Genomic DNA, 24,614 nt, shown 5'->3' with positions numbered 1-24,614 from the left:
GTTCCCCGGGTTCGGAGGTTTGCTTCGTAGCGACCGCCGTCTGCTCTTGCACGTGCCGCAGCGATGGCCTAGATCGCGGCAGGCGGACAACACGGCAGGTTTCCCATCAACAGAGATCCGAGACAACCGGCAGGCGCACGTTACGGCTCAGGCGGACAGCCGCCGCTGGGGCTTGACCAGTACGTGCAGCGGGCGCTGCAGCTGCACCAGGCGGGGCGCCGGCAGGAAGCCGAGGCGCTTTACCGTCAGGTGCTGGCGCAAAAGGCCAACCACCCGGCTGCTGCGCATTTCCTCGGGCTTCTGCTGCACCAGACCGGGCGCAGCGCCGAGGGGCTGGCGCTGATCGAACAATCGGTGCGTCTGCAGCCGAACAATCCGGATTTCCTCAACAATCTCGGCACCGTGCTGCGCGACCTCGGCCGGGTAGCGGCCGCGGCCGATCTCTTCCGCAAGGTGGTGGCGATTCGGCCGGACCAGTTGGCGGCGCGCGACAATCTCGGCTCGTCGCTGAAGCAGCTCGGCCAATTCGAAGGCGCCGAAGATATTTATCGCGGCACGATCGGCCGCAACCCGTTCCATGTCCGCGCCCGCGTCGGGCTTGCCGAAACGCTGCAGGAAGCGGGCCGGCTGGATGAGGCACTGGCTGTTTTTCGCGAGGCGCTGACGATCCGGCCGAAGGATGCCGATCTTTTGCACGGCCTGGGCGTCGGGCTGATGGAAAAGGGCAATCTCGACGAGGCTGCGGATCTTTTCAGGCAGGCGCTGGCCGTGGACCCCGGCATGGCCAGGGCCTGGCTGATGCTCACGCAGGTCAAGCGCCAGAAGGAGCGCGACGCCGAGCTTGCCCGCATGGAGGCGGAGCACGCCAAGGCGCCGCAAGGCAGCCTGGCGCGCATGCAGCTTTCCTTCGGCCTCGGCAAGGCCAACGACGACCTCAGGGATTATGGCCGCGCTTTCGACTATTTCGCCGAAGGCAACGCGATCCGCCGCCAGGGCATCGACTACGATGCCGGCAAGACGCGCGGCGAGTTCGAGGCGATGAAGGCCGTATTCGACAAGACCTTTTTTGAAAAACACAGGCCGGGCGGGATCGCCGACGACACGCCGATCTTCGTTGTCGGCATGCCGCGATCCGGCACCACGCTGGTCGAGCAGATCATCGCCAGCCATCCGCAGGTCTATGGCGCCGGCGAGCTCAGCATATTGAAGACGGCGGTCGGTAAGCAGTTTCCGCTCAGCATGAAGGGCGGCTTTCCCTGGGGCATCGCCGACATGTCCGACAAGGCCTATGCCGAGGCCGGCCAGGCCTATCTCGATATGCTGCACGCCCGCTATCCAGGTTTTCGGCACGTCACCGACAAGATGCCCGGCAATTTCCTCTTGGTCGGCTTTATCCATATGATGCTGCCGAAGGCCAAGATCATCCATTGCGCGCGCGATGCGGCGGCGACCTGCCTGTCGATCTACAAAGTGCATTTCCGCGGCGACAGCCACCGCTACGGCTACGATCTCGACGAGCTCGCCGATTTCCACAACCTCTACACCGATATCATGGCGCACTGGCACGCCGTGCTGCCTGATGTCGTGCACGACGTTCGCTACGAGGATTTCGTCGCCGACCAGGAAGGCCAGTCGCGGGCGCTGATCGCCCATCTCGGCCTCCCGTGGGACGACGCCGTGCTGTCGTTTCACCAGACCGACCGGCCGGTGCGCACGGCGTCGGCCGCGCAAGTGCGCCAGCCGATGTATCAGGGCTCGGTCGATCTGTGGAAGCGCTATGGCGACCGGCTGAAGCCGCTGCTCAATAAACTTGATCGAGGGGCGCCTACAGCTCGATGAAGGGCTGAAAACCGCCAAAGATCATGCGCTTTCCGTCGAACGGCATGGTCTCCCAGTCCGGCTTGAGGCGCGGATCGGCCATCACCTTGGCCATCACCGCATCACGATGCTGCCTGGATTCATAGACGACCCAGGAGAAGACGACGACCTCGTCTTCCTTGGCCTGCACGGCGCGCGGGAACGAGGTGAGCTCGCCATGGGGTACGTCGGCGCCAATGCATTCGACATAGGCCAACGCGCCATGCTCCTTCCAGACGGCGCCGGCCGTCTGCGCCATTTTCTTGTAGGCATCGAGATTTGCCTTGGGCACGGCCAGTACGAAACCGTCGACATAGGACATCTGACTTCCTCCATGTGATCGTTTTCCTCTCCCTTTAGAGCGGGGAGAGGTGATTTCAGACACAGCCTGTGTTGGATGTTAAGCTGCTTTCACCGGTGCGTTCATTGCCCATTCGACGCCGAACGGATCACGCATATTGCCCCAGCGGTCGCCCCAGAACATCACCTGCAACGGCACGACTTCCTCGCAACCCGCCTCGATGGCCCGCTTCCACCAGGCGTCGATGTCGTCGCTGCCGAGATGGAGCTGCATGGTGTAGCCCTGCGGCTTCACAGCGGCCATTCCATGCTCAGGATAGAAGTCGGAAAGCATCAGGGTCGAACCGTTGATGTGCAGATGGATATGCATGGTGCGGCCCTGTTCATCCGGCGGATAGGCAAAGACCTGCTCGGCACCGAAGGCCTTTTGGTAAAATTCTGCGGCTTTGAAAGCGCCGTCCAGCTGAAGGTAGGGCGTCAATCCGCCAAGCACTTTGGCGGCGGACTGGGTCTGCGGCTGATCATTCATGTCATGCTCCTCTTTGCGTCTGGTTGGCCTTTGCGAACCACAGGACGAACGGAACGGCGAAGATCCTACACGGCCGATGGTTTTTGGATTCGAAATGGCGCCTGCCGCGACGGCCAACTGCCACCTTTCAACCTTCGATGCGAATCCGCGGGCTGTTTTGCGCGTCGACGACGATTTCCGGCCAGCCGATATCTTTGCGCAACTCGATCGGCAATGAAAGGATGGCGCGTTCGCTGCGATAACGGGCGCGAGCCGCCGAGTAACGCGTCACGGCGTGACCTATGGATGACAGAATAGACATGATGCTTTCTCCTCGATTGGCGCCGGCATCACCGTGTCGGCGTCCCAAGGACGTGGCATGCGATCATCATCCGACAGAGCGCCGGATTTTTTTCCGCAATTTTTCAACCGCCCGCTTCGGCTACCTCCTGGAAGAAAGCTTCCGGGCTATCGATCTCGGTCAGCCGCCGTTTCTCGATCAGCCAGAAGCGGTTGCCAACCGCGCGGATGAAGGAGCGGTCGTGCGAGGCAAGCAGGCAGCTCGCCTGACGTTCCAGCAATTCCGCTTCCAGCGCTTCCTGGCCATCGATATCGAGATGATTGGTCGGCTCGTCGAGCAAATAGAAATTGGGATTGGCGAGCCTGAGCGCCAGCATCATCAGCCGCGCCATCTGTCCGCCCGACAGCACGCCGATCCGGCGCTCCTGCATGTCGATGCTGACGCCGACGCCCGCCAGCAACGAGCGGGCGCGCTGCTCGCCGACATCGAATCTGCGCGAGAGCATCGCCAGCGGCGTGTCATCGCCGCTGATGCCCGACAATGCCTGGTCGCTATAGCCGAGCACGGTCGACGGCGTCACCTTCACGCTTTGCGCCACCGTTTCCGGCTCGACGATGGCGTTCCGGATCAGGCCGATCAGCCGTGATTTGCCGACACCGTTACGGCCGAGCAGGACGATGCGGTCGCCTTGGCAGATATGGCGCTTGCCGGTGCTGAACAGAACCGTGCCGTCAGGTGTTCCGACCACCAAGTCGTCGAGCGTGATCAGCACCTTGGCATGGCTGCCGCGATTGGCGAGCTTGATCGCGCCCGCCGATCTTTCGCGGTGTGCCGGCGCTGCCGCTTCTTCCAGTCGCTCTGCCCGCTGGTTGAGCTGCTTGGTCTTGACCGTCAAAAGGTCGCTGCCGGAATTGATGCCGATATTGTTGAGCTTGGCCGCCTGCCGGCGCAGCTGCTGCGCCACTTTCATGTCGCGCTGGAATTTGCGCTCGGTCGAGGCGTCGACCTCGTCCAGCGTAAGCCTCGCCCGCGAATAGGGCAGCGAAAACACCGGCGATTGTTCGGGGCGTAGAAACAGCGTGCGGTTGGTCGTCGCGTCGAGGAACGCCCTGTCATGGCTGGCGATCACAATCGGCACCTCGCGCGGCAGCGCGTTCAACCAGGTTTCGAGTTGGCTGATCTTGCCGAGATCGAGATGGTTGGTCGGCTCGTCGAGCAGCAGGACGTCGGGATCGGTGACCCAGACGCGGGCGATCAGTGCCAATCGCTGCCAGCCGCCGCTCAAGGCCCGCATCGGCCGCACGCGCATTGGCTGCGGCACGTCGAGCGAGTCGAGAACCACATCGATGCGCCATTGTTCGCTTTCGGCCTGCTCGGCCGGCAAGACGTCGGCCACCACTTCATGAAAGCTGCGCCCGGCCAGCGCTGCGGGGATGATTTGCTCGACATAGCCGACGCGCAGGCCGCGCGTGCGGGTGATGTCGCCTGATGTCGGCTCCATGTCGCCGGTCAGGCACTTCAACAAAGTGGATTTGCCGCGACCATTGGCGGCGACGATGCCGAGCCGATCGCCGGTGCCGATGGTGAGGTCGAGATTGGAGAAGAGCGGCGCACTCATAGTGACGCCGAGGGACTTGAGGCTGATCAGGGCCATGTCGATTTCTCTGGTCTGTCCGGAGTGAGCTCCGGTTGATGCACTTTGACGGTGCGCAGGCTGGCCATCAGGCTCGGCGTTGCAGCACCACGAAGGGCAGACCAAGAAAATCGAAGCGGGAGAACCCGGACCGTCTCTGGTCAGCCCTGCAAGCAAGCTCGCAGGGCAGAGACAGGGCCGCGCTGACGGTGGTGAGAAAATAACACGCAGCCCTCCTTTCAAGACGTTCAAGTTGTAGAAACTGGCTACACCAAGGGTAGCGCCGATGGCAAGTGGCTAGGCTCCCCCTTCTCCCCTTGCTTGGTGGGAGAAGATGGCCGCGAAGCGGTCGGATGAGGGGCGCTCCAGCTTGGCACCGACGGCGATCCGTCCAGCACCCTCAACCGTCTCGGCGCTGCGCGCCGATCCACCTTCTCCACAAGGGGAGCAGGGAAGCTCGCTACCGTCCCGGCCGACCCGTCTTGCCCGGCCGGCGCTTTTCACGGCGGGCGTCGGCGGGGTCTTCGTAGGAGCCGATGCCAGCGCGCTGGCGGACGATGGGTTTGGCTGAAACGTGGCGTTCCTTCGCGCCCCCCTCTACCCTGCCACCACTTGGCATCTCCCCCACGAGGGGGGAGATTGGCTGTGGTTTCGCCGGCGCTTTTCCCTCGACCGGCTTCTCGGTCCGCCGCACCGTCATCTCGTCCAGTGAGTTCTTCCTGAACAGTGGCTTGGTCGGTTCACCCGGTATACCGAAATCCGAACCGTGCGCTTCCTGCGCCGACTGTTTCTTGAACAGCGAACGGGAGACCGCGCCTGACGGCGTCGGCATGTCGGTCCCAGGTCCCATATCGTCCAGCGAAGGTTTCGCAAACAGCGGCTTCTTGACCGGCACGGCGCCGTCGGCGCCCATTTCGTCGAGCTCCGGCTTGCGGAAGAGGTTGGGCCGGGCAGCCTTGGCCGCCTCTTCGGCGGCATGTGCCTCGTCGAGCTTCCGGAAACGCTCCTGTTCCTCTGCTGTACGATGTTTGGCCACGCCCTTGTTGTGCTTGCCCTTTTCGCGGCCCGAAACCGGGCTTTCCATGTCGGCATATTTGGCCAGCGGGTCGTCCGAGATGGACAGTTCCATCTCGCGCAGCCGCTTGATCTCGTCGCGGATGCGGGCCGCTTTTTCGAAATCGAGGTTGGCGGCGGCGTCGCGCATCTGCTTTTCCAGGGCGTCGAGATGCGCCTTCAGATTGTTGCCCATCATGGCGCCGGCGCTGTCGGTGAACTGCGAAATGTCGGCGCGGACATGATCTTTCTCGTAGACCGAATCGAGAATGTCGGAGATGCGCGACTTGACCGATTCCGGAGTGATGCCGTTGGCCGCGTTCCATTCCATCTGCTTTTCGCGGCGGCGATTGGTCTCGGCCATCGCCCGCTCCATCGAGCCGGTGACCTGGTCGGCATAGAGGATCACCTTGCCGTCGACGTTTCTGGCGGCGCGGCCGATGGTCTGGATCAGCGATGTCTCGGAGCGCAGGAAGCCTTCCTTGTCGGCGTCGAGAATGGCGACGAAGCCGCATTCGGGAATGTCGAGGCCTTCGCGCAGCAAATTGATGCCGACCAGCACGTCGAAGGCGCCGAGGCGCAGATCGCGCAGGATTTCGATGCGCTCCAGCGTGTCGATGTCGGAGTGCATGTAGCGGACGCGAATGCCTTGCTCATGCAGATATTCGGTCAAATCCTCGGCCATGCGCTTGGTCAGCACGGTGACCAGCGTGCGGTAGCCGGCCCTCGTGGTCTCGCGGATTTCGCCGACGACGTCGTCGACCTGTGTCTTGGCCGGGCGCACTTCAACCGGCGGGTCGATCAGGCCGGTCGGGCGGATGACCTGCTCGGCGAAGACGCCGCCGGACTGCTCCATCTCCCAGGCGCCGGGCGTCGCCGAAACCGCGACGGAAAGCGGCCGCATGGCGTCCCACTCCTCGAAGCGCAGCGGCCGGTTGTCCATGCAGGACGGCAGGCGGAAACCATACTCGGCCAGCGTCGCCTTACGGCGAAAGTCGCCGCGATACATGCCGCCGATCTGCGGTATGGTGACATGGCTTTCGTCGATGAAGACCAGCGCATTGTCGGGAATGTATTCGAACAAGGTCGGCGGCGGATCGCCCGGCTTGCGGCCGGTCAGATAACGCGAGTAATTCTCGATGCCGGCGCAGGAACCGGTCGCCTCCAGCATCTCCAGGTCGAAGCGGGTGCGCTGCTCAAGCCGCTGCGCCTCAAGCAGGCGGCCAGCCTTTTCAAGCTCTTGCAGCCGATATTTAAGTTCTTCCTTGATAGACTTGATGGCTTGATTCAAGGTCGGGCGCGGCGTGACGTAGTGCGAATTGGCGTAGATCTTGACGCTCTTCAGCTCGCCGGTTTTCTGGCCGGTCAGCGGATCGAATTCGGTGATCGCTTCGATCTCGTCGCCGAACAGCGAGATGCGCCAGGCGCGGTCTTCCAAGTGGGCCGGGAAGATCTCGATCGTATCGCCGCGCACCCGGAACGAGCCGCGGACGAAGTTGATGTCCTGGCGCTTGTATTGCTGGGCGACGAGGTCGGCGAGCAGCGCGCGCTGGTCGAGCCGGTCGCCGATCTGCATCTGGAAGGTCATCGCCGTATAGGTCTCGACCGAGCCGATACCGTAGATGCAGGACACCGAGGCGACGATGATGACGTCGTCGCGCTCGAGCAGCGAGCGCGTCGCCGAATGGCGCATGCGGTCGATCTGCTCGTTGATCGAGGATTCCTTCTCGATGTAGGTGTCGGTCCGGGGCACATAGGCCTCGGGCTGGTAGTAGTCGTAGTAGGAGACGAAATACTCGACGGCGTTTTCCGGGAAGAATTTCTTGAACTCGGAATAGAGCTGCGCGGCCAGCGTCTTGTTGGGCGCCAGGATCAGAGCAGGGCGTTGCGTCTCCTCGATCACCTTGGCCATGGTAAAGGTCTTGCCCGAGCCGGTGACGCCGAGCAGCACCTGAGTGCGGTCGTTGCTGTTGACGCCCTCGACGAGATCCTTGATCGCGGTCGGCTGGTCGCCGGCCGGCTCGAAATCCGAGACCATCTTGATGGCGATGCCGCCTTCGGACTTCTCCGGCCGGGCAGGGCGGTGCGGCGTCCACAGCACGCCGTCCTTGTGCAGCGGATTGCCGGATTCGATCAGCGCCGACAGCGCCGCGACGGTGGCGGTGACGCCGCCCGAGGCCATGGTCTCGGCGTCCTCCAGCGAAATGTCGAGGCCCGCGACAGGGTTGAGACCGGCCGCAGTGCGCTCCCGCGCCGAAGCCGCGCCGCCCATCGAGGTGCCGCGTGCCGTCCGGCCGGGGGAAGAGGAGCGCTCGGGGATTTTCTTCGCCGGTTTCGGCGATTTGCCGCCGACTTTGCCGGAAACGCGCCCTTCCTTCTCGGCTTCCTGCTCGATCTGCTCGGCCCAGTCGGCGATCGAGCCGGTCAGCGCCGCGCCGGTGAACTCGGCCTGCGGCGCCTCGGCAAAGCCGCTCTTGTACAGGGGCTCCGAGGCATCGAGGAAATCGGTCAGCGGACTGCGCCGCTTGGGCGGCGAAGCGCGCTCGTCATTCGCCGGCGGCGGCGTTTTCTTGTCGGAGAGTCTGGCCATGGCCCGAATATGGGAGGTATCGGCCAAAATGGAAAGAGCGGAGTGGCGGGTGGCGCGAGGGGCAATTTGGCTGCTGACAGCAGGCTGTCAGGAATAGCGTCGACGCACTCCCTCAATTGAACCAAAGCGCGAACGTCAGAAACCCGGCGCCGCCGAACTGGCGCTGGATCTGGTTGAACTCCTCGCTGGTGAGAATCTTGCCGTGTTCGAGATAGGGCGCGATGGCCGGGCCGGTGATCGACAGCACCAGGTCGAAGGGCTTCGGCTCGTCGAAGAAGCGCTTCATGTTGATGCCTTTGTCGGCGATGCGGAAATGCGGCAGCAAGGTGCGGCCTTCCAGAAGATCCTCGGCCCTATCAAGGGCGGCGAGCCAGGCCTGTACCTGCTGCTGGCCGACTTCGAGACCGGTCAGCGGGCTGGCGCCTTTCTGCTGCGGCCCGGGCAGCCATTCGCGGTCATTGTCGGTTTCGGCGCGGATGGCTTTCCAGTCCTCGCGCGACAGCCGGATCATTTCCATCAGATGGCGGCGCGCCGCTTGCCGGCGCTCAGGCTCGACCACTTGCCAGTTGACGAGATGCACCAGGGAGATGAAGTCGGCGAGGCGCCATTCGGACGTTAGGATGCCACCATTCATGCCACCGTCCAGCGGCACGAGCGTATCCTGCAGCGGCAGTTTTGCGCGCGGGAACAGCATGTGGAAGGAGCCGTCGAACGTGTTCCTGAAATCATGCGCCAGCCAGAAGTCGGCCTGCGCCATCAGGAACTCGGCATAGCCCTGCAGCCAATAGCCGTCGGCGCGGTCGAAGCGGAAGGTGAGGGCGGGTGCGGCCGCGTCTGGCACACCGCCGCCGCGTGACAGAGACGCCATGATCGCGGCGGCACTTTCGTCCGGCGCGATCTGGCCATCCTCGTTGAGATCGATGCCGAGGCGGGTGAGGTCGATGACCATGCCGATGTCCGCGTCGGCGGGTACCGAACCCAGCGTGGCTGCGGATTTCTCCAGCCGGTCGCGGAAGGCGACGAGAATGGCGCGGAATTGTCCGTAGGTCAGCGGCTCGGGATCGGGGTTGTCCGGCACCGGCAGCCGCATCAGCGGCAGCATGAAGGATTGCGGGCTTTCGAAACCGTGGCGATGCAGGCCGCCGGCCAGGATCTCCAGCGCGGTGAAGAATTCGCCGGCGCCGGCGGCGTAGGCGGCTGCCGGATCGCCTGGCGCGGCGGTTTCAAGAGCGGCAAGAGCGCCGTTACGCTCAGTCACGGTTTTTGCCTCGAACAGTGCCGCGGCATCCCGCACTGCGGCGCCGGCCGAAGACAGCGGCAGGAAAAGAACGATGGCGCACGCCACCAGCCTGGAAAAACGCGTCATCGTGATCACCCCTTTTGTCGCTCCGCAATGGATCATACACGCATTTGGTTCGCGCGCCTGTAGCCCTGTGGTTCAACGACAACAGTCAGCGCTTCAATCAATCCGGCTGGCGGTCTACACAAGGCAAACCATTGGGCCGTCGCGTGTCGAATTATCCGCTTTCCTACAAACTGTCCTGGCTGCCACGCTTCCTCCGGCCTTCGCTCAATGGCGACGCGCGCGGCTTTGCTCCGGCGGCCGCAGCCCTGCTCGACCCGCCGCCGGCGCGCACGGTGCGGCTGGCTTTCGTCGGCGATATCTCGGCGGTGGCCAATCGCAGCCCGCCGGACTGCGATCCGGCGATTGCGGCACTGCTTGCCTCGGCCGATCTGGTGGTCGGCAATTGCGAAAGCCCGGTGGTGGAACGGCCGAGCGCTGTTTTGGGTACGAGGTTTGGCACGCACCACGCGATGAACGAGCGGTTCCTTGCCGAGGCGCTGGCCGCTGCCGGCATTTCGCGCGAAAAACTGGTGCTGTCGCTGGCCAACAACCATGTGCTCGACCAGGGCATCGCCGGCTTCGACGAGACGGTCGCCGTGCTGGAGCAATTAGGCATCCGCACGATCGGCACTGCGGCTCCGGTCGAGCGGTTTGCGGTTGGTTCGCTGACCATAGGCCTTGCCGCCTTTACCTTGTGGCGCAATGCCGACGCGGCTCAGTTCGCGGGCCGAGTCTCGATGGAAAGCAATCCGACGCAATGGCCGCGCGATGCCGCTTCGGGTGTCGACCTCCTCTGCGCGGTGCCGCATTGGGATTGGGAATTCCGGCATTTTCCACGTGCGAGGACGCGGGCACTGGCGCGGCTTCTGGCCGAACACGGCGTCGGCCTGGTCGCCGGACATCATGCTCATGTCGTGCAGCCGATCGAGCGGATCGGCAAGACGCTCGTCGCCTATGGACTCGGCGATTTCTTCGGCACCGCCTTCGCGCGCCAGCCTTGGCCTGGCCGCATCGGTGCCATTTTCGTCGTCGACATCAGCGCCGATTCCGGCACGCGCGGCGCCATTGCCGCCTACCGGCTGCATGCCTTCATGCGGCTGCGCGCCGGCGATCACGAGCGGCTGGTGCCGGTTGAAATGTTGAGGGGAAAATCAAGGCAAAGGGTTCTGGCCCGCCTCGATGCGATCTTCAGTGCCGGGCGGTGACGGCTGCGCTGACGCGGTCCGCCAAACCGGCTATCATGCCCAACGCGGGCAGGCTTGTGGCGGCGGTGGGTGATGGAAACTGCGGATTTCATGCCGAGCGAAGCGGTGATCGCCGGCCTCAGGAAGAACATCGAGGCCTATGAGGCCGAAAGAGCTTCGGCCCATCGCCGGACGCGCTGGCGGGTCCCACTTTTCATCGGGCTGGTGCTGGCGTTCGTGGTGTTTGTGGCCTGGCTCTTCAACGGGGTTGCCGACCCGAACGAGCAGTGGGTCTCGACCCCGCATGTGTTCCTCTATGTCGGCGGACTCCTGGCAGCGATCTTGCTCTATTTCCGGGCGATCAAGCCAGCGAGCAAATTGCAGCAGTCGTTTCGCAGCACGCTGTTGCCGATCATCTTCGGTTTCATCGAGGACATGCGGTATCGGCACAACGTCAAGCCGAATTCGTTCGACCGGCTGCCGCGTGAGACGCTTGGTTCGTTCAACCGACAGTCTTTCGACGATGTTTTCTCCGGCCGCTACGAAGGGTTTCCATTCGAGCTGTACGAAGCAGATCTACGGGAAGGGACGGGCAAGAGCACGACGGCAGTGTTCAAGGGCGTGATCGTCGCCTTCGAGACGATCGTGCCGTTCCCCGGCACGTTGGTGGCCGCGCGCCGGACCAACAAGGTCGTCGGCTTTCTCCGCGGCATCTTCGGCAGCAAGATGCAGGAACTATCCAGCGGCGTGCCGGAGCTCGATGCCGCCTATGAGTTCCGCACCGACAATATCGAGGCGGCGCGGCCGCTGGTGACGGGCCGGCTGGCGCAGGCGCTGCAATGGCTCGGCGAGACCCGGCCGAACGATCCGGCACGCGTCGCGCTCAACGGCAGCGACGGCTTCCTCCTGCTGCCGCAGGAAAGGAATTTCTTCGAGCTCCCGGATAGCTCCACGCGCCTCGACTACACCAAGCATGTCGCGCCGATGATCGCCGACATGGGCGCGATGCTGACGACGGCGGCTTTGGTGCGCAAGATCGGGGCGAGGGACGAGGAGGCGGGGTAGTCCGGCTGGGCGGTCAGCAATCGAAGCCGCGTTGGCTACGCATGTAGTCGACTTCTTCCTTCGGCATCGACTTGAACATCACACAGACGGTGAAACTGCCAACCTGGTGACCGTTTTTGGTATATCCCCAGTCGGAAATATCGTCTCGGTTGAATTCTACATACTGGCCAGCCACGACGTTGTGGACGCTATGTGGCTCATTCGCCAATATCCCCACGAATCCGGTTTCGTTCCGCTGGAACGGGATGACCCAGAAGTGTTCGGTCACATGTCCGTCCTTGATCATCACCTTCAGTTTGAATGTGTCCGTTCCAGGTGGCGGTGTCTGGGATAATGCCAGGAATGCATCCAGGGTGGCACGTGCCTGTGCAGTCGCCGCCGCCATATCTGGATCGTCAGGCGCGACTGCGACGACGCTGTCGTCGCCCTGACTGGAGTCGTGAGCCTCGGCGCATATCGGAGCAAGCTCTAGCATCAGGGACAGTATCGCGCGGGACACGAGCTTCATGGAATGGGCGCCCATACAATGGTCAGCATCATCATAGATCCGTTCGGATCTTCAATCATAGCGCGAAGCATACCTTAATTGCAACCATAAGAAAATGCTCCTGATGCCGCAACTGCCGCTAGTTCTGCTACGCACTCCGGCTCTGGTTTTTGCCGGAAACCCGCGCTATCCCTGAGGCAGCGAGGGGTATCATGTTCGAAGAACGCAAGGGGTTTCGCCTGTCGCGGCGGCTGCTGCTGGGTGCGGCGGTGGTCGGCGGCGCGATGGTCTGGGGCGGGACGACAGTGGCGCGGCTGGCGCGCGGTCCGTCGGGGCAGAAGAATTCCGGGCGCATCGCCGACATTGACGGCATCGATCTGGCGCAGAAGCCGCTGGAGGGCCCGCCAGCCTACGATCCGTCGCTGCCATGGCTGACCAAGGGCGGCGACATCAACGATGCCAGCGGCCTGTCGATGACGCCGGTCTACGGCGTTGTCGAAGTCAGCGAGGAAGACCACATTGCGAGCGCGCTGGCCTTTGCCCGCACCAATGGCCTGAAGGTCTCGGTCGCGGCGGTGCGCCATTCGATGGGCGGACACGCTTTCGACGACAACGCACTGGTCCTCGACATGCGCAAATTCAACAGGGTCAGCATCGACCCGGCTGCGAAGAGGATGACCTTGCAGCCGGGCGCGCGCTGGCACGACATCCAGAACCTTTTGCACCCGCGCTTTGCGGTAAAGGCGATGCAGTCGACCGACATCTTTTCGGTCGGCGGCTCGCTGTCGGTCAACGCGCATGGCATGGACCACCAGGCCGGCTCGGTCGCCGGCTCGATCCGATCGATGCGGGTGATGCTGGCGGACGGTTCGGTGACAACCTGCTCACCGGCCGAAAACACCGAGCTGTTCCGCCACGTCGTCGGCGGCTACGGCCTGTTCGGCGTGGTGCTGGAGGCGACGCTCGACATTGTCGACAACGACGTCTACCGGACCTCGCGCGAGATCATCAAATCGGACGACTTTCCAAGGTTTTTCGCCGAGGGGCTGGAGCCAAACAGGGCGATCGGTCTGTTTTATGGGCACCTGTCGACAGCGCCGGGTAATTTCCTCGAGGATATGATCGTCTACCGCTATGACAAGGTGGCCAACCAGCCGCCGGCCGACCAGCCGGCAATCGGCGAACCGGGTTCAGTCGGGCTCAAACGGGTGATCATCAACCTGGCGAAATGGGGAAGCCTGTTCCAGGAACTGAAATGGTTCACCGAAAAGACGCTGGAGCCGCAATTCGAGAGCTGCACGGTGGCGCGCACGACGGCAATGGCCGAAGGCGAGGCCTGCCTCGTCACCCGCAACAATCCGATGCATGATTCAGTGCCCTATCTGTTCAACGATCTGCTCGATGAGACCGACATCCTGCACGAGTATTTCATCCCGCGCGCCGCCTATAACCCGTTTATCGCCGAAGCGCGCGAGATCCTGCGCAACCAGAGCCTGCCGGTGCTCAACGCGTCGGTGCGCGTCGTCCACAAAGAGGATGTGGCGCTGAATTATGCGCCGGAGCCGGCCTATTCGCTGGTGCTCTACATCAATCAGCCGACCGACGCCGACGGCAATGCCAGGATGCGGGCGCTGACAAGGGCGCTGATCGATGTGACGATCAAGCATGGCGGGCGTTTCTTCCTGCCCTACCAGCTCCACTACACGGGCAAGGAACTGCTTGCGTCCTATCCGGAACTGCCGTCCTTCCTGGCGAAGAAGCGGCAATACGATCCGGATGAGCTGTTTTCGTCGACTTTTTATCGCGCCATCAGGGCATTGATCGGCACGGCCTGAGCGTCGGTTACAGACCGTCAGGCAGTTTCGCCGCCAGCCAGTTCGCCGAGCGCTTGGCGATGCCGATCGTTGCCGCTGCGGCGCGGCCGAGATCGGTCTTGACCACGGCGTAACCCGCCTTCGTGCGGTAGAGCACCGCGCGGCCGCCATCGACCGCCGCTTCATAGGCGACTGGCCGGACGGTTTCCGTTTCCGTCGCCGTTGCCTGCGTTCCGACGGCAGCACTGGGCCGATGGCTCAGTTCCGGTGGCAGCGGGTCTGTCGCGGCGGTGCTGGCCGTCGTCAATTCGGGCTCCGAAGCGGTCGCCGCGAGCTGAGATGACGAGTTCTGTGTCCGGCAGATGCCGGAGACCAGCGGATAGTCAAAATTGCGCTCGTGCAGCATCTGGCTTTTCATCGCCGCTTCGCATTCGGCGATGGTCGACCATTTGGCGGGCGTCTCGCCGATATATTCGCAAAGCCTGGCGTCGCAATCGCAGCCGACGATGGTCATGGCGACAAGGGCGGTCTTGATCACAATCTTGTCCCTCCGAGTTGCCTGGCGATGTGCGCAAGACAAAGTGCTGCGGGGTCATCAATCGTTGCGGAACAAGGCGGGATTTGGCCGCGATTGTGGAATGAGCGTGGCGGAGCATCACGCAACGTCTTGCCGGGGCCGGCTGTGGCCGAAAGGCCTCAGTAATCGTAGACGTGCTCGAGCCTGGCGCCCGCCGTCATCAGCGCCGGCAGCACGATGTGCAGCTTGCGCACGGCGACGGTCAGGCCGGTGCGTCGCGTCGAAGGTTCCGCCGGAAGCGGGTAGCTGAACAAGGTGCGTGCACCTTCGGGAACATTGATTTCGTCGTTGGAAAGCATGGTGACCATGATCTCGTCATTGCCGCCGATCTCGACGAAGGAGATGCCCTTGCCGATCAGGCGCGGGATCATGTCGGTGAACACCTGATAGCGCCTTGTCACGAAGACCATGCCATCGGCGCCGAGATCGCGCTCCAGCAAGGTGTCGGGCTCGTTGCGCGTCACCTCGCTGACCGGACCCTTGGCCCAGACGTGAATGTCGAGCAAGGCCGGGTCGGTGGTGGCGGCGAGCGCCGACTTGATCAGATCGGCGTAGCCTTGCTTGATGGTGTCGGCGAGGCCGAAGGCGAGCTTGCGTTCGCTGGTGCGGAAGGCGCTGTCGTCCGCTGCCGGCTGAACGGCGAACAGGCCGGCACGCTTTTCGGCATAGGGAAACTGGTACCACGGCACCTGGTCGAGAAAACCGGCATAGTCCGCCGCCACCTTGGCCTGGTAGATATCGACGGCGGTGCGCTTGCCGGCGGTCGCTTCAGTGACGCGGCCGACCGTATTTTCATAGGCCCACTGGATGGCGTGCTCGATCGTGTGGCTGGTGCCGATGATCACCAGCATCTGGTGGTTGTCGAGGTTGAACTTGTAGGCGGAGCTGGCGCGGATGACCGTCGCATAGTCCTGCCAGAAACGGCCGATATAGGAGAGATAGGGAAAACCGCTCGGCTGGTTCTTGTCGACGAAGCCGGCATATTCGCGGGCGGCGTAGACGATGGCCCATTCCGGATAGGTGAGAAAGGTCGATTCCTCCGTCCGCTGGTAGCCGGGGATTTCGGCACGGATCTTGTCGGCCAGCGCCTTCGGCGGGGCACCCTCAGCGACGCCCGACAATGGCGTTGTGTCCAGCGACGGCGTCGTGAGAAAGCCGTAGGCCAGCCCGGCGATCGGGATCAACACGACAATGACGACGAGCCAGAGGATCGCCTTGATGATGCGCTTCAGCCAGCGGAACAGGAACATGGCCGGTCAGGCCGTGGCGAAATGGTCGTACACACGTTTCGACAGCCAGAACCCGACATAGACGGCGAAGCCGCCGATGACGATGTGCGGCAGGTTGGCGAAGAAGCGGGCCGGGAATTCGATGTCGTTCAAGGAGCGGAAGCCGTTGATGAAAATGCCGCCATCGAGGCAACCGGAACCGGTGACCAGGCCGAGCACGCCGTCGAACAGATAGACCGAGCCGAACAGCTTGAAATAGAACACGGCCTGGCGGTGCGAGATGAAGGCGGCCGCCAGCGCCCAGACGCCGGAGAAGGCGTGCAACAAATCATCATACCATTGCAGCGAGAACAGGCCGAACAGATTGCCGCCGGCATCGTTGAAGGCCGGCACATAGCCGATGGCAACAACGCCGAAGAACAGGAAAGCATAGGCAACAGCAAGCTTCTGGATGAGCGTCATGAAATGTCCCCCTGCCGTCAGCCCTTTTAAGCGGCCCCCGACGGCAAATGGATAGTAGCTGATTTTGGCGCAGGGTGAAGCGTCGCCGACAAAATCGTCAGGCGGGGCCACAAAGACAGTCGGCGCCGGGATTTCTCCCAGCGCCTCCCCGTCAGATCAGGACACGGTCGCGGCAGCAACTCCCGAAAGGTGTCGCGCCATGCCGGCCTTGATTTTGACGGTCCTGCCAGTCGCCACCCGAGGGTAGCGTCCGTTCCGGACCACGCCGGTCTCCGCTCTTGCGAGCTTTGCCCAGCGCGCCATCGAAGGTTTTTGCCGTCCTTCATGGCAGCATCGGTCCGCCGTCGGCGTTCGCACGCTTTCCGCGGCCCCGTAGCTCTCGGCTTCCATCCCTCCAACAGGCAAGCCTGTTCTCGTTCAGGGCCGTACGGGCCTCAGGAAATCTGCCGTTCCGCTTTGCCTTTCGGCGTCGCGATCGGTAGCCGCCTGAGATGGGTTTAATGTATGTCGGATAAGTGTTTGGCGGAACTGCCGCATGCCTGTGGATAGCGGGATTATCGGGGACTGACCCTGCCAAAACAGCGACTGCCGCCGCCGGTCGGGATTTTGCCGCCTCGAAGCCGAAACCGCATTGTCGGACATTCGATCTTGCCCCGCGGGCCGGCGCGGGCTTCAATGCCGGCAAATGATTGGAAGGCGTGTTCGATGGCCTTGGGGAGGCGGGCTTGAAGGTCGCGGTGGTTCTCAATCCGATCGCCGGCGGCGGCAGGCTCAAGCGGCATTGGCCCGAGGTTGCGGCGTCGCTGAAAAGACATTTCGGCGATTTCGAGCTGCGTGAAACGCAGGCCGAGGGCGATGCCGAACGGCTGGCGCTCGACCTTGCCGCCATCGGCTTCGAGCTGGTGATCGCGGCCGGCGGCGACGGCACCGCCAGCGAGGTCGCCGACGGGCTGCTGAAAGCTTTCCGGGAAAGCGGCCGGACGGCCGAGCTTGGGCTGCTGCCGTGCGGCGCCGGCATCGACTTCGCGCGCGGGCTCGGCCTGTCGAACAATGTCGACCTGACACTGAAGCGGATTGCCGAGGCCAAAGGCCGCAAGGTGGATGCCGGGTGCGTTAGCTATGTCGACGACCACGGCGCGCTTGCCAGCCGCCATTTCATCAACATCGCCAGCCTCGGGCTCTCCGGCGCCACCGACCGGGCCGTCAACGCCGACAAGCGCAAGGGCAAGGTTTCCGCCAAGGCGATGTTCTACTGGCGCACGGTCTGGGAGTTCCTCCGCTACCGCTTCCAGGACGTCGCAATCACCATCGACGACGGTGCCCCGGTCGAGGCGCGCATGGCACTGGTGGCGGTGGCCAACGGCAAATTCTTCGGCGGCGGCATGATGATCGCGCCCGACGCCGAGCTTAACGACGGCGAGTTCGACATCGTCATTCTGCGTGCGGCCGGCAAGCTGAAGCTGATCTGGGACATCCGCCTGCTCTATGGCGGGCGGCACCGCAACCATCCGGCGATCACCATCCTGCGCGGCAAGAAAGTGGTTGTCGAGCCGCTCGGCGATGTGCAAAAGAACGCCGCGCTGATCGACATAGACGGCGAATCGCCGGGTCGCATACCGGCGACCTTCGAGATCCTGCCCGGCGCCTTGACGCTAAGATATTGAATCAAGGCATTGAGGGGTTGATTCAAGTTCTTTCGGCGGTGATTCCGGCGATCCGGCCAATGTGCTGAAATCGCGTGAGAATTGCCTGATGTCAGGCCTCGAGCTTGGCCGGGAAACCAGGCGCGCGAAGATCGGTTCCGATCGCATCTTCCAGAAGCCTGACGATCATGGTCGACCAATTCCTTGAAACAGTGATTTTGGCAGGTGGCGGCCCATCGGCAGCGAACGTCGGTCGTTCCTGTCGGTGGTAAATCGCAAACCCTGGAGATTGGCCGAATCCCCCCCAACTTCGTCATCCCAGGGCGAAGCAGGAGCGAAGCTCCATCGCGGAGACCCTGGGATCCATGCCGTAACCTTGATCAAAGAGTGCAGCGGAGCAGAATTTTGCACCGCAGCAGCGCTCTGAAGTCGCGGCATGGATCCCGGGGTCTGCGCCGCGTCGCTCCGCTCCTTGCTCCGCCCCAGGATGACGAAGCGATGGGCGTTTGCGCTAATCGCCAAGGCATGCGGTCCGTCAACGCAAGCGACCCGTCAAGTCCTCTGTGCCGAGGAACCAGGCGCCGGGCCGCGGTCGTAGACGGCGACGGCAAAAGCCGTTGCGGATCAGGCTGGCGCTCACGGCATCAGCGGGCTCTGCATCATCTGCAAATGCAGGTCCTTGCCGGTCCAGGGATGCGCTTCGCAAACGGCTTCATCGAGTTCGACGCCGAGGCCGGGCTCCTTCGACGGGATGACATTGCCGTCCTGCCATTCGATCTTCTTCTTGAGCAGCTTCTCGTGAAATCCGCCCCACTGCTTCAGCGATTCCAGAATGAGGAAGTTGGGCAGCGTCACCGCGAGCTGGATGTTGGCGGCGCCGACGATCGGCCCGCAATAGCAGTGCGGCGCGATCTGGATGTGATAGGCTTCGGCCATGGCGGCGATCTTCTTGGTTTCGAGAATGCCGCCGGAGCGGCCGAGGTCCGGCTGCAGAATGGTCGCCGCGCGGTTCTCGATCACACGCGCGAATTCGAACTTGGTCGTCAGCCGCTCGCCGGTGGCAATCGGGATCGAGGTCGCGCGGGCGACCTGCGCCATCACCTCGGGCATGTCGGGCGGCACCGGCTCCTCGAACCACAGCGGGTCATAAGGCTCGATGGCGCGCGCGAGGCGCAGCGCACCCGAAGCTGTGAACTGGCCGTGCGTGCCGAACAGGATATCGGCGCGGGTGCCGACCGCCTCGCGGATCGCCTTGACCATACGGGCGGAGAGATCGATGTCGACGAGGCGCGGCTGGTGGCCGTCGAAGGCGGTGTAGGGGCCGGCTGGGTCGAGCTTGACCGCGTTGAAACCCTGCTCGACATATTCGAGCGCGCAGGCGGCGGCCAGATCGGGGTCGTTGTAGACGTTCTTGCCGCGGGCGTCCTCGGAGTGGACGCTGCCGCTGTGCGGGTAGAGGTAGGTATAGGAACGCAGCGTTTCGTGCACCTGGCCACCAAGCAACTTGTAGACCGGCTTGCCGGCCTCCTTGCCGATGATGTCCCAGCAGGCGATTTCGAGCGCCGAGAAACAGCCCATGCCCGACACGTCGGGGCGCTGGGTGAAGCCTGACGAATAGGCGCGGCGGAAGAAGTTTTCGACGTCGTGCGGATCGCGGCCGACGAGATAGCGCTCTGCCATGTCCTCGACCATTTTTGCGGTGACATGGGCCGAGAAGGTGGCGTTGTAAGCTTCGCCATAGCCGACGACGCCGCCATCGGTGGTGAGCTTGACGAAGATGAAATACTTGCCGCCGATGCCGGGCGGCGGATTGCCGACCACCCAGGTCTTGACGTCGGTGATTTTCATTTCTGATCCTCCAGAACCAGTTCGGCGCCCTTCCATCCGGTCATGATCGCGGCGGCGTTGGTGTTGCCGGTGATGTTGTCGGGAAAGATCGAGGCGTCGATGACGCGCAGGGCTTCGATGCCGTGCACCCGCAGGCGCGGGTCGACGACGGCGCGCGCGGCGTCAGGCCCCATGCGGCAGGTCGAGACCGGATGATAGACGGTGCCCGAGCGCTTCCTGAAATCCTGGATGAGATCTGCATCGGAGGTGATCGAGGGACCGGGCAAAACCTCCTCCTCGATGATCTCGGCCATCGCCGGCATCGATGCGATCTTTCTGACGAATTTCACCGCTGCCAGCATTTCGGCGACGTCTGCCTCGGTTGAAAACGCGTTGGCGACGATTTTGGGATAATCGCGCGGATTGGCGGAGCGGATCATGATTTCACCGCGGCTCGACGGACGGCAGTTGGACAGCCCGATGGAAAAGCCGGGCCACGGATCGGGCGTCAGGATCGGCCGCTCGCCGCTCTTCGGAATGACGGTCGAGAAGGCCTGGAAATAGAGCTGCATGTTGGGCCGTGCCGCGGCCGGATCGGTGCGGAAGAAGCCGCCGGCATTGTTCATCGACAGCGACAGCGGGCCTGAGCGCAAAAACACGTACTGCATGCCGACCAGCAGCTTGCCCCACCACGGGCGCAGGACCTGGTTGAGCGTCGGCAGCCTGCCCTTGAAGGTGTAGTTGATGCCGACATGGTCCTGCAGGTTTGCCCCGACATTCTCGTTGGCGTGAACGACAGGAATGCCGAGCGCGCCAAGCAGCGCCGACGGGCCGATGCCGGAGAGCTGGAGAAGTTGGGGCGAATTGACCGAACCCCCCGACAGGATGATTTCGCGGCCGGCGCGGGCGGTTTTCGTGGCACCATTCTGGAGATACTCGACGCCGATGGCGCGCTTGCCCTCGAAAAGGATTTTGGTCGCCAGCGCGTTGATCTCGACGCGGACGTTTTTGCGCTTCATCGCCGGGCGCAGGAAGGCGCGCGCCGCCGACATGCGGCGGCCGTTCCTGGTGGTGATCTGGTAGACGCCGACGCCTTCCTGCGAGGCGCCGTTGAAATCCGGGTTGAGCGGCATGCCGGCTTGATTGGCGGCCGCGAGATAGCGCTTGGTGAGCGGATGGACGGAGGTCGAGCAGTCGGTGATATGCAGCGGCCCACCGACGCCGCGCCATTGGTCGGCGCCGGCCTGGTTGTCCTCCAGCGCCTTGAAGGCGGGCAGCAGGTCGTCGAAGCCCCAGCCGGGATTGCCGGCGTCCCGCCAGGCGTCGAAATCCTCGCGCGCGCCCCTTATCCAGACCATGGCGTTGATCGAGCTCGAACCGCCGAGCAGCTTGCCGCGCGGCCAGTGGTCGACATTGCCGGCGAGACCCGGGTCCGGCTCGGCCTTGTAGTTCCAGTTGACTGCCGGATCGAAGAAGGTCTTGCCGTAGCCGAGCGGCATCTGCACGTAGAAGCGGCGGTCGCTGCCGCCGGCCTCGAGCACCAGCACCGAGAAGCGGCCGGAAGCCGACAACCTTTCGGCCAGGACCGAGCCGGCCGAGCCGGAACCGACGATGATGAAGTCATAGGTCTGCATGGTGGATAAAGATGGCCCTGAATTTCGCCCAGCCTAGACGCCGCGGACCGCCGCCATCACGGAGCTTCCGGCATCGCTTGTGAAAAAAGCGACTGGCGCGCGCTGCTCACGCTATGACGCGACTGCTTTGCGGAAGGCGCGGCTGGAAATTGAAATCGTGTTATCGCATGGGTCATGGGCGTTGGCGAAAACATAGCCGCCCGCCTCATGCAGGGCGCCGAATAGCAGGCCGTCGCTGGCGCGTTGCGCAGGAAACGCCTGGACGTCCTCGACATCGAAACCAGTTTAACGGTCGATTTGTCCCGACCGCTGTCCTTTGCCAGCCTGGTGGAGCATCAGGCGTGTGCCTCCGGCTGGACTGACCAATTCGATAATACGGTCACCGTCCTCTCGATGCGCTTTGAAACCGAAATGCTTTTCGTAGAAGGCGACTGTCGCTTCCAGGTTCTTGGCGTAGAGAACAATTCGATTGAGCGCTAAAGCCAATTGTTCCTCCACCAACCGATCCGAGCATCACAGGCGATGATCGGCAATCTGCTTGAAATCATAGCGCATGATCGGGCGGGCCGGGGTCCTGCGGGCGACGACCCTGAACCCGGCGCGCGCGAAGGTGGAGGCATATCCGCTGCCGGAAGCGCTCGGCGATACGTCTGCGTCGAAAGGATAGGCTTCGAGCGCCGGAGCATTTGCGTGCCTTGCGACTTCCAGGGCCTGTGCAATCAGCTGGGATGTTACGCCCCGCCGGCGGTATTGTCTTCGCACGTAGAGGCAGGACAGGGACCAGACCGGCCTGTTATCCACGCGCTTGAGCCGAAATAGCCGATCGAGCCAGGGCAGAGCATCTCGCGGTGTCACCTGGCACCAGCCGATAGCCATGTCGCCGTCGAAAGCAAGCAAACCCGGAGGCGGACCATGCTGGACGGCTTGCCGGAACGCTGCCTTGTTTTCCTCACCGGATCGTTTTCGATAAGAACGACCGATCCGCCCGTACATACACCAACAACGACTGCAGACGGCGCTGTCACCGAACAGGTCCTCGAGTGCCGGCCACAGATCGGGCGTCAGTGGGCGAAAGGTAAGCTTCATGTCAGCCGTCATCCGCTACCTATCTTGCCCAGTCTAGCCTGCACTGCGCGCTAGCGCATCATAGATTGCAGTTCATGCGGGTGATGTTCGAAAAGGGGATTTCGCTCAGCATCCCCGCCGTTCTCCGGCTCGGCGCAGAAAATTGATTGCTGCCTAATCTGCAGCAGTTAACTGCATCCCATCGCTATTCCCGCTGTTTATGAGGCGCATTATTGATGTCGCAAGGAGTTCGCCGTGAACAGCGCCGACCCGCCCGAAGGTCTTCCATTTCCATGGAGTGGTCCGAGCGGTCGGCATCCGCCCTGCGGCGATCCCGTACCCTGCGCCCAGCTTTCAGCTGCAATTCGAAAGACAAGACCATGAATATCAACCGTCGAACGTTCGGTATCGGCACCTTTAGTGCCGGCGCCCTGCTACTTCCCCCGATCAGCCTCTTTGGGAGCAACGCTGCGGCTATCGCCGCCCCGTCTCCGGCTTCGCTTGCGAGCGCCCACAGGTTCATGCTCGGCGACCTCGAGATCACAGCACTGAGCGACGGCTACCTCAATCTCGGCCTCGAACTCTTCCCTTCCGCAGATACCGCTGCCGCCGAAGCGCTGCTGGCAAAGGCATTCCTGCCAAAACCACTCCCGACCTCGGTCAATGCTTACCTTGTCACCAAAGGCGACAGACGGGTACTGATCGATACCGGCACGGCATCGGCGCTGGGGCCCATACTGGGACATATACCCGAGGCGCTCGCCGCCGCTGGCGTCGGGCCGGAAGAAATCGACACGATAATCATCACCCACCTCCATCCCGACCATGCCAACGGCCTTGTCGGTATTGGCGGCACGGCCGCCTTCCCGGCAGCGGAGGTCGTGGTTGCCGCGCCGGAATTCGCTTTCTGGCACGATGACGGGATACGGTTCAAGGCGCCCGACCAGATGAAGCCGTACTTCGAAATAGCGCGCAAATCGCTGCTGCCTTACCATGGCAAGGTCCGGAAGATCAAAGGCGAGGTCGAGATCGCGCCCGGGATCAGCGCGTTGCCTGCGCCTGGACACACGCCGGGGCATCTCGCGCTTCGAATTGGCTCTGGTGATGCCAACCTGCTGCTCTTGACTGACGTAATCCACGCCTCCGCGCTGCAATTTGCGCATCCGGAATGGGCAATCGCCTTCGACGTGGACCAGGAGGCCGCAATCGCCACGCGCAAGAAGGTGCTCGACATGGTGTCGGCGGATGGCCTGCTCGTCGCGGGTATGCACCTGCCCTTCCCAGGCATCGGTCATGTCATCCGCGACGGCAACGCCTACGCCTACGTCCCGACACCCTGGCCCGCTTTGTGAAGCACGGCTATCGGCGAGGGCTTGGTTCTGTCGCGCCATCGGGCGCGCCAGCCTTCTCACCTCGGCCATAGAATGCAATCCTACTGGTTGGGCTCGTCTAGCTGCGCACAGCATCCTTTCAACACCGTCGACCGATACCCGAACTGCAGGCCGCGACACCATTCAATGGCGTTGACCTGTCCGTGCCGCGACGGTACGGGGTCTGGGCGATCGGTTCGAGAGGATTGGCCAATGGTGCATTATGCGGACGGGCGGCCGATCGGCGATCTTACGCTCAGGACGCTGGCTATGCCTTCGGACGCCAATGCGGCAGGCGACATTTTTGGCGGCTGGGTGATGGCGCAGATGGATCTCGCCTGCGGCATCCGCGCCGCCGAGCGCGCCAAGGGCCGCGTGGTGACGGCGGCGGTGAAGGAAATGTCCTTCGCCAAACCGATGAAGATCGGCGACACGCTGTGCATCTATACGCATGTCGAACGCGTCGGCCGCACCTCGATGACGCTCAAGGTCGAGGCCTGGGCGCAGCGCTATCTCTCCGACCTGATGGAGAAGGTCACCCATGCCGACTTCGTCATGGTGGCGCTGGACGGCGAAGGCAAGCCGAAGGCGGTTCCGGCCGAAGGCTGACCCGGCCTGATTCCAGAAGACGGATTTAAACAGCCGTCTCTCCCGCGCGGGGGATGCGGGC

Annotated in this window: 20 protein-coding genes and 1 pseudogene; 7 read left to right on the top strand and 14 right to left on the bottom strand. The window is 63.1% G+C overall.

Translation table 11 applies throughout. The annotated features are described in order from the left end of the window. Positions 1 to 183: 183 nt before the first annotated feature. Positions 184 to 1,839, top strand: a complete 1,656-nt coding sequence (locus NKH78_RS01365) for a tetratricopeptide repeat-containing sulfotransferase family protein (RefSeq protein WP_352508114.1) — start codon at positions 184 to 186, stop codon at positions 1,837 to 1,839. Here the strand turns inward: NKH78_RS01365 and NKH78_RS01360 are convergent. From NKH78_RS01360 to NKH78_RS01335, 6 genes are all read right to left on the bottom strand, one after another. After that, positions 1,826 to 2,179: a DUF1428 domain-containing protein gene (locus tag NKH78_RS01360; RefSeq protein ID WP_352881650.1), complete on the bottom strand. Its 354-nt coding sequence runs from the start codon at positions 2,177 to 2,179 to the stop codon at positions 1,826 to 1,828. The two genes, NKH78_RS01365 and NKH78_RS01360, sit on opposite strands and share 14 nt — an antisense overlap. 78 nt (positions 2,180 to 2,257) lie before the next feature. Beyond that, a complete protein-coding gene (locus NKH78_RS01355; RefSeq protein ID WP_254819275.1) occupies positions 2,258 to 2,686 on the bottom strand; it encodes a VOC family protein in 429 nt (142 codons plus the stop codon). A 127-nt stretch (positions 2,687 to 2,813) separates the two neighbouring features. Beyond that, positions 2,814 to 2,987, bottom strand: coding sequence for a hypothetical protein (locus NKH78_RS01350; RefSeq protein ID WP_023719167.1), 174 nt, complete (start codon positions 2,985 to 2,987; stop codon positions 2,814 to 2,816). 103 nt (positions 2,988 to 3,090) lie between these two features. Beyond that, positions 3,091 to 4,620 (bottom strand): ABC-F family ATP-binding cassette domain-containing protein, encoded by a 1,530-nt coding sequence (locus NKH78_RS01345; protein WP_352737737.1) that lies wholly within the window; start codon positions 4,618 to 4,620, stop codon positions 3,091 to 3,093. 439 nt (positions 4,621 to 5,059) lie between these two features. Beyond that, positions 5,060 to 8,242, bottom strand: coding sequence for an excinuclease ABC subunit UvrB (gene uvrB, locus NKH78_RS01340; protein WP_352737738.1), 3,183 nt, complete (start codon positions 8,240 to 8,242; stop codon positions 5,060 to 5,062). A 112-nt stretch (positions 8,243 to 8,354) separates the two neighbouring features. Next, complete coding sequence (locus NKH78_RS01335; RefSeq protein ID WP_352881646.1) at positions 8,355 to 9,608, bottom strand: hypothetical protein; 1,254 nt, start codon at positions 9,606 to 9,608, stop codon at positions 8,355 to 8,357. Positions 9,609 to 9,751: 143 nt separating this feature from the next. On the opposite strand from NKH78_RS01335, the gene NKH78_RS01330 reads away from it, so the two are divergent. Both NKH78_RS01330 and NKH78_RS01325 read left to right on the top strand, forming a co-directional pair. Beyond that, entirely contained in the window at positions 9,752 to 10,792 is a 1,041-nt protein-coding gene (locus NKH78_RS01330) for a CapA family protein (RefSeq protein WP_352737761.1), read from the top strand. A 72-nt stretch (positions 10,793 to 10,864) separates the two neighbouring features. Then, a complete protein-coding gene (locus NKH78_RS01325; protein WP_352737739.1) occupies positions 10,865 to 11,836 on the top strand; it encodes a hypothetical protein in 972 nt (323 codons plus the stop codon). Between the two features lie 13 nt (positions 11,837 to 11,849). On the opposite strand, the gene NKH78_RS01320 is transcribed toward NKH78_RS01325, so the two are convergent. Then, positions 11,850 to 12,344 (bottom strand): YegJ family protein, encoded by a 495-nt coding sequence (locus NKH78_RS01320; protein ID WP_254819220.1) that lies wholly within the window; start codon positions 12,342 to 12,344, stop codon positions 11,850 to 11,852. 191 nt (positions 12,345 to 12,535) lie between these two features. Between NKH78_RS01320 and NKH78_RS01315 the strand changes: the two genes are divergently transcribed. Continuing rightward, positions 12,536 to 14,158 (top strand): FAD-binding oxidoreductase, encoded by a 1,623-nt coding sequence (locus NKH78_RS01315; protein WP_352737740.1) that lies wholly within the window; start codon positions 12,536 to 12,538, stop codon positions 14,156 to 14,158. Positions 14,159 to 14,165: 7 nt separating this feature from the next. On the opposite strand, the gene NKH78_RS01310 is transcribed toward NKH78_RS01315, so the two are convergent. The 3 genes from NKH78_RS01310 to NKH78_RS01300 form a co-directional block, all read right to left on the bottom strand. Continuing rightward, positions 14,166 to 14,675, bottom strand: a complete 510-nt coding sequence (locus NKH78_RS01310; protein WP_352737741.1) for a hypothetical protein — start codon at positions 14,673 to 14,675, stop codon at positions 14,166 to 14,168. A 158-nt stretch (positions 14,676 to 14,833) separates the two neighbouring features. Further along, entirely contained in the window at positions 14,834 to 15,964 is a 1,131-nt protein-coding gene (locus NKH78_RS01305; protein WP_352737742.1) for a hypothetical protein, read from the bottom strand. Positions 15,965 to 15,970: 6 nt separating this feature from the next. Next, positions 15,971 to 16,405, bottom strand: coding sequence for a DUF4383 domain-containing protein (locus tag NKH78_RS01300; RefSeq protein ID WP_023719157.1), 435 nt, complete (start codon positions 16,403 to 16,405; stop codon positions 15,971 to 15,973). A 725-nt stretch (positions 16,406 to 17,130) separates the two neighbouring features. Here NKH78_RS01300 and NKH78_RS01295 point away from each other — a divergent pair. Then, positions 17,131 to 18,069 (top strand): diacylglycerol/lipid kinase family protein, encoded by a 939-nt coding sequence (locus NKH78_RS01295; protein WP_352737743.1) that lies wholly within the window; start codon positions 17,131 to 17,133, stop codon positions 18,067 to 18,069. 615 nt (positions 18,070 to 18,684) lie between these two features. Here the strand turns inward: NKH78_RS01295 and NKH78_RS01290 are convergent. From NKH78_RS01290 to NKH78_RS01275, 4 genes and pseudogenes are all read right to left on the bottom strand, one after another. After that, on the bottom strand, positions 18,685 to 19,896 hold the full coding sequence (locus NKH78_RS01290) for a mandelate racemase/muconate lactonizing enzyme family protein (RefSeq protein ID WP_352881638.1): 1,212 nt from the start codon (positions 19,894 to 19,896) through the stop codon (positions 18,685 to 18,687). Then, on the bottom strand, positions 19,893 to 21,509 hold the full coding sequence (locus NKH78_RS01285; protein ID WP_352881635.1) for a GMC family oxidoreductase: 1,617 nt from the start codon (positions 21,507 to 21,509) through the stop codon (positions 19,893 to 19,895). Before NKH78_RS01285 ends, NKH78_RS01290 begins: the two co-directional genes overlap by 4 nt. A gap of 111 nt (positions 21,510 to 21,620) precedes the next feature. Then, positions 21,621 to 21,995, bottom strand: a pseudogene (locus tag NKH78_RS01280) (VOC family protein). Positions 21,996 to 22,022: 27 nt separating this feature from the next. Further along, on the bottom strand, positions 22,023 to 22,595 hold the full coding sequence (locus NKH78_RS01275) for a GNAT family N-acetyltransferase (RefSeq protein WP_352881632.1): 573 nt from the start codon (positions 22,593 to 22,595) through the stop codon (positions 22,023 to 22,025). 215 nt (positions 22,596 to 22,810) lie between these two features. On the opposite strand from NKH78_RS01275, the gene NKH78_RS01270 reads away from it, so the two are divergent. Together NKH78_RS01270 and NKH78_RS01265 are read left to right on the top strand one after the other, a co-directional pair. Further along, positions 22,811 to 23,926 (top strand): MBL fold metallo-hydrolase, encoded by a 1,116-nt coding sequence (locus NKH78_RS01270; protein ID WP_352881629.1) that lies wholly within the window; start codon positions 22,811 to 22,813, stop codon positions 23,924 to 23,926. Positions 23,927 to 24,157: 231 nt separating this feature from the next. After that, positions 24,158 to 24,553, top strand: a complete 396-nt coding sequence (locus NKH78_RS01265) for an acyl-CoA thioesterase (RefSeq protein ID WP_023678380.1) — start codon at positions 24,158 to 24,160, stop codon at positions 24,551 to 24,553. Positions 24,554 to 24,614: the final 61 nt, after the last annotated feature.

Origin of the sequence: Mesorhizobium sp. M0910 (genome assembly GCF_040319465.1) — a bacterium.
Taxonomy (GTDB): Bacteria; Pseudomonadota; Alphaproteobacteria; order Rhizobiales; family Rhizobiaceae; genus Mesorhizobium.
The sequence above is the reverse complement of the archived record's forward strand: the minus strand, read 5'-3'. Positions and strand labels throughout refer to the sequence as shown.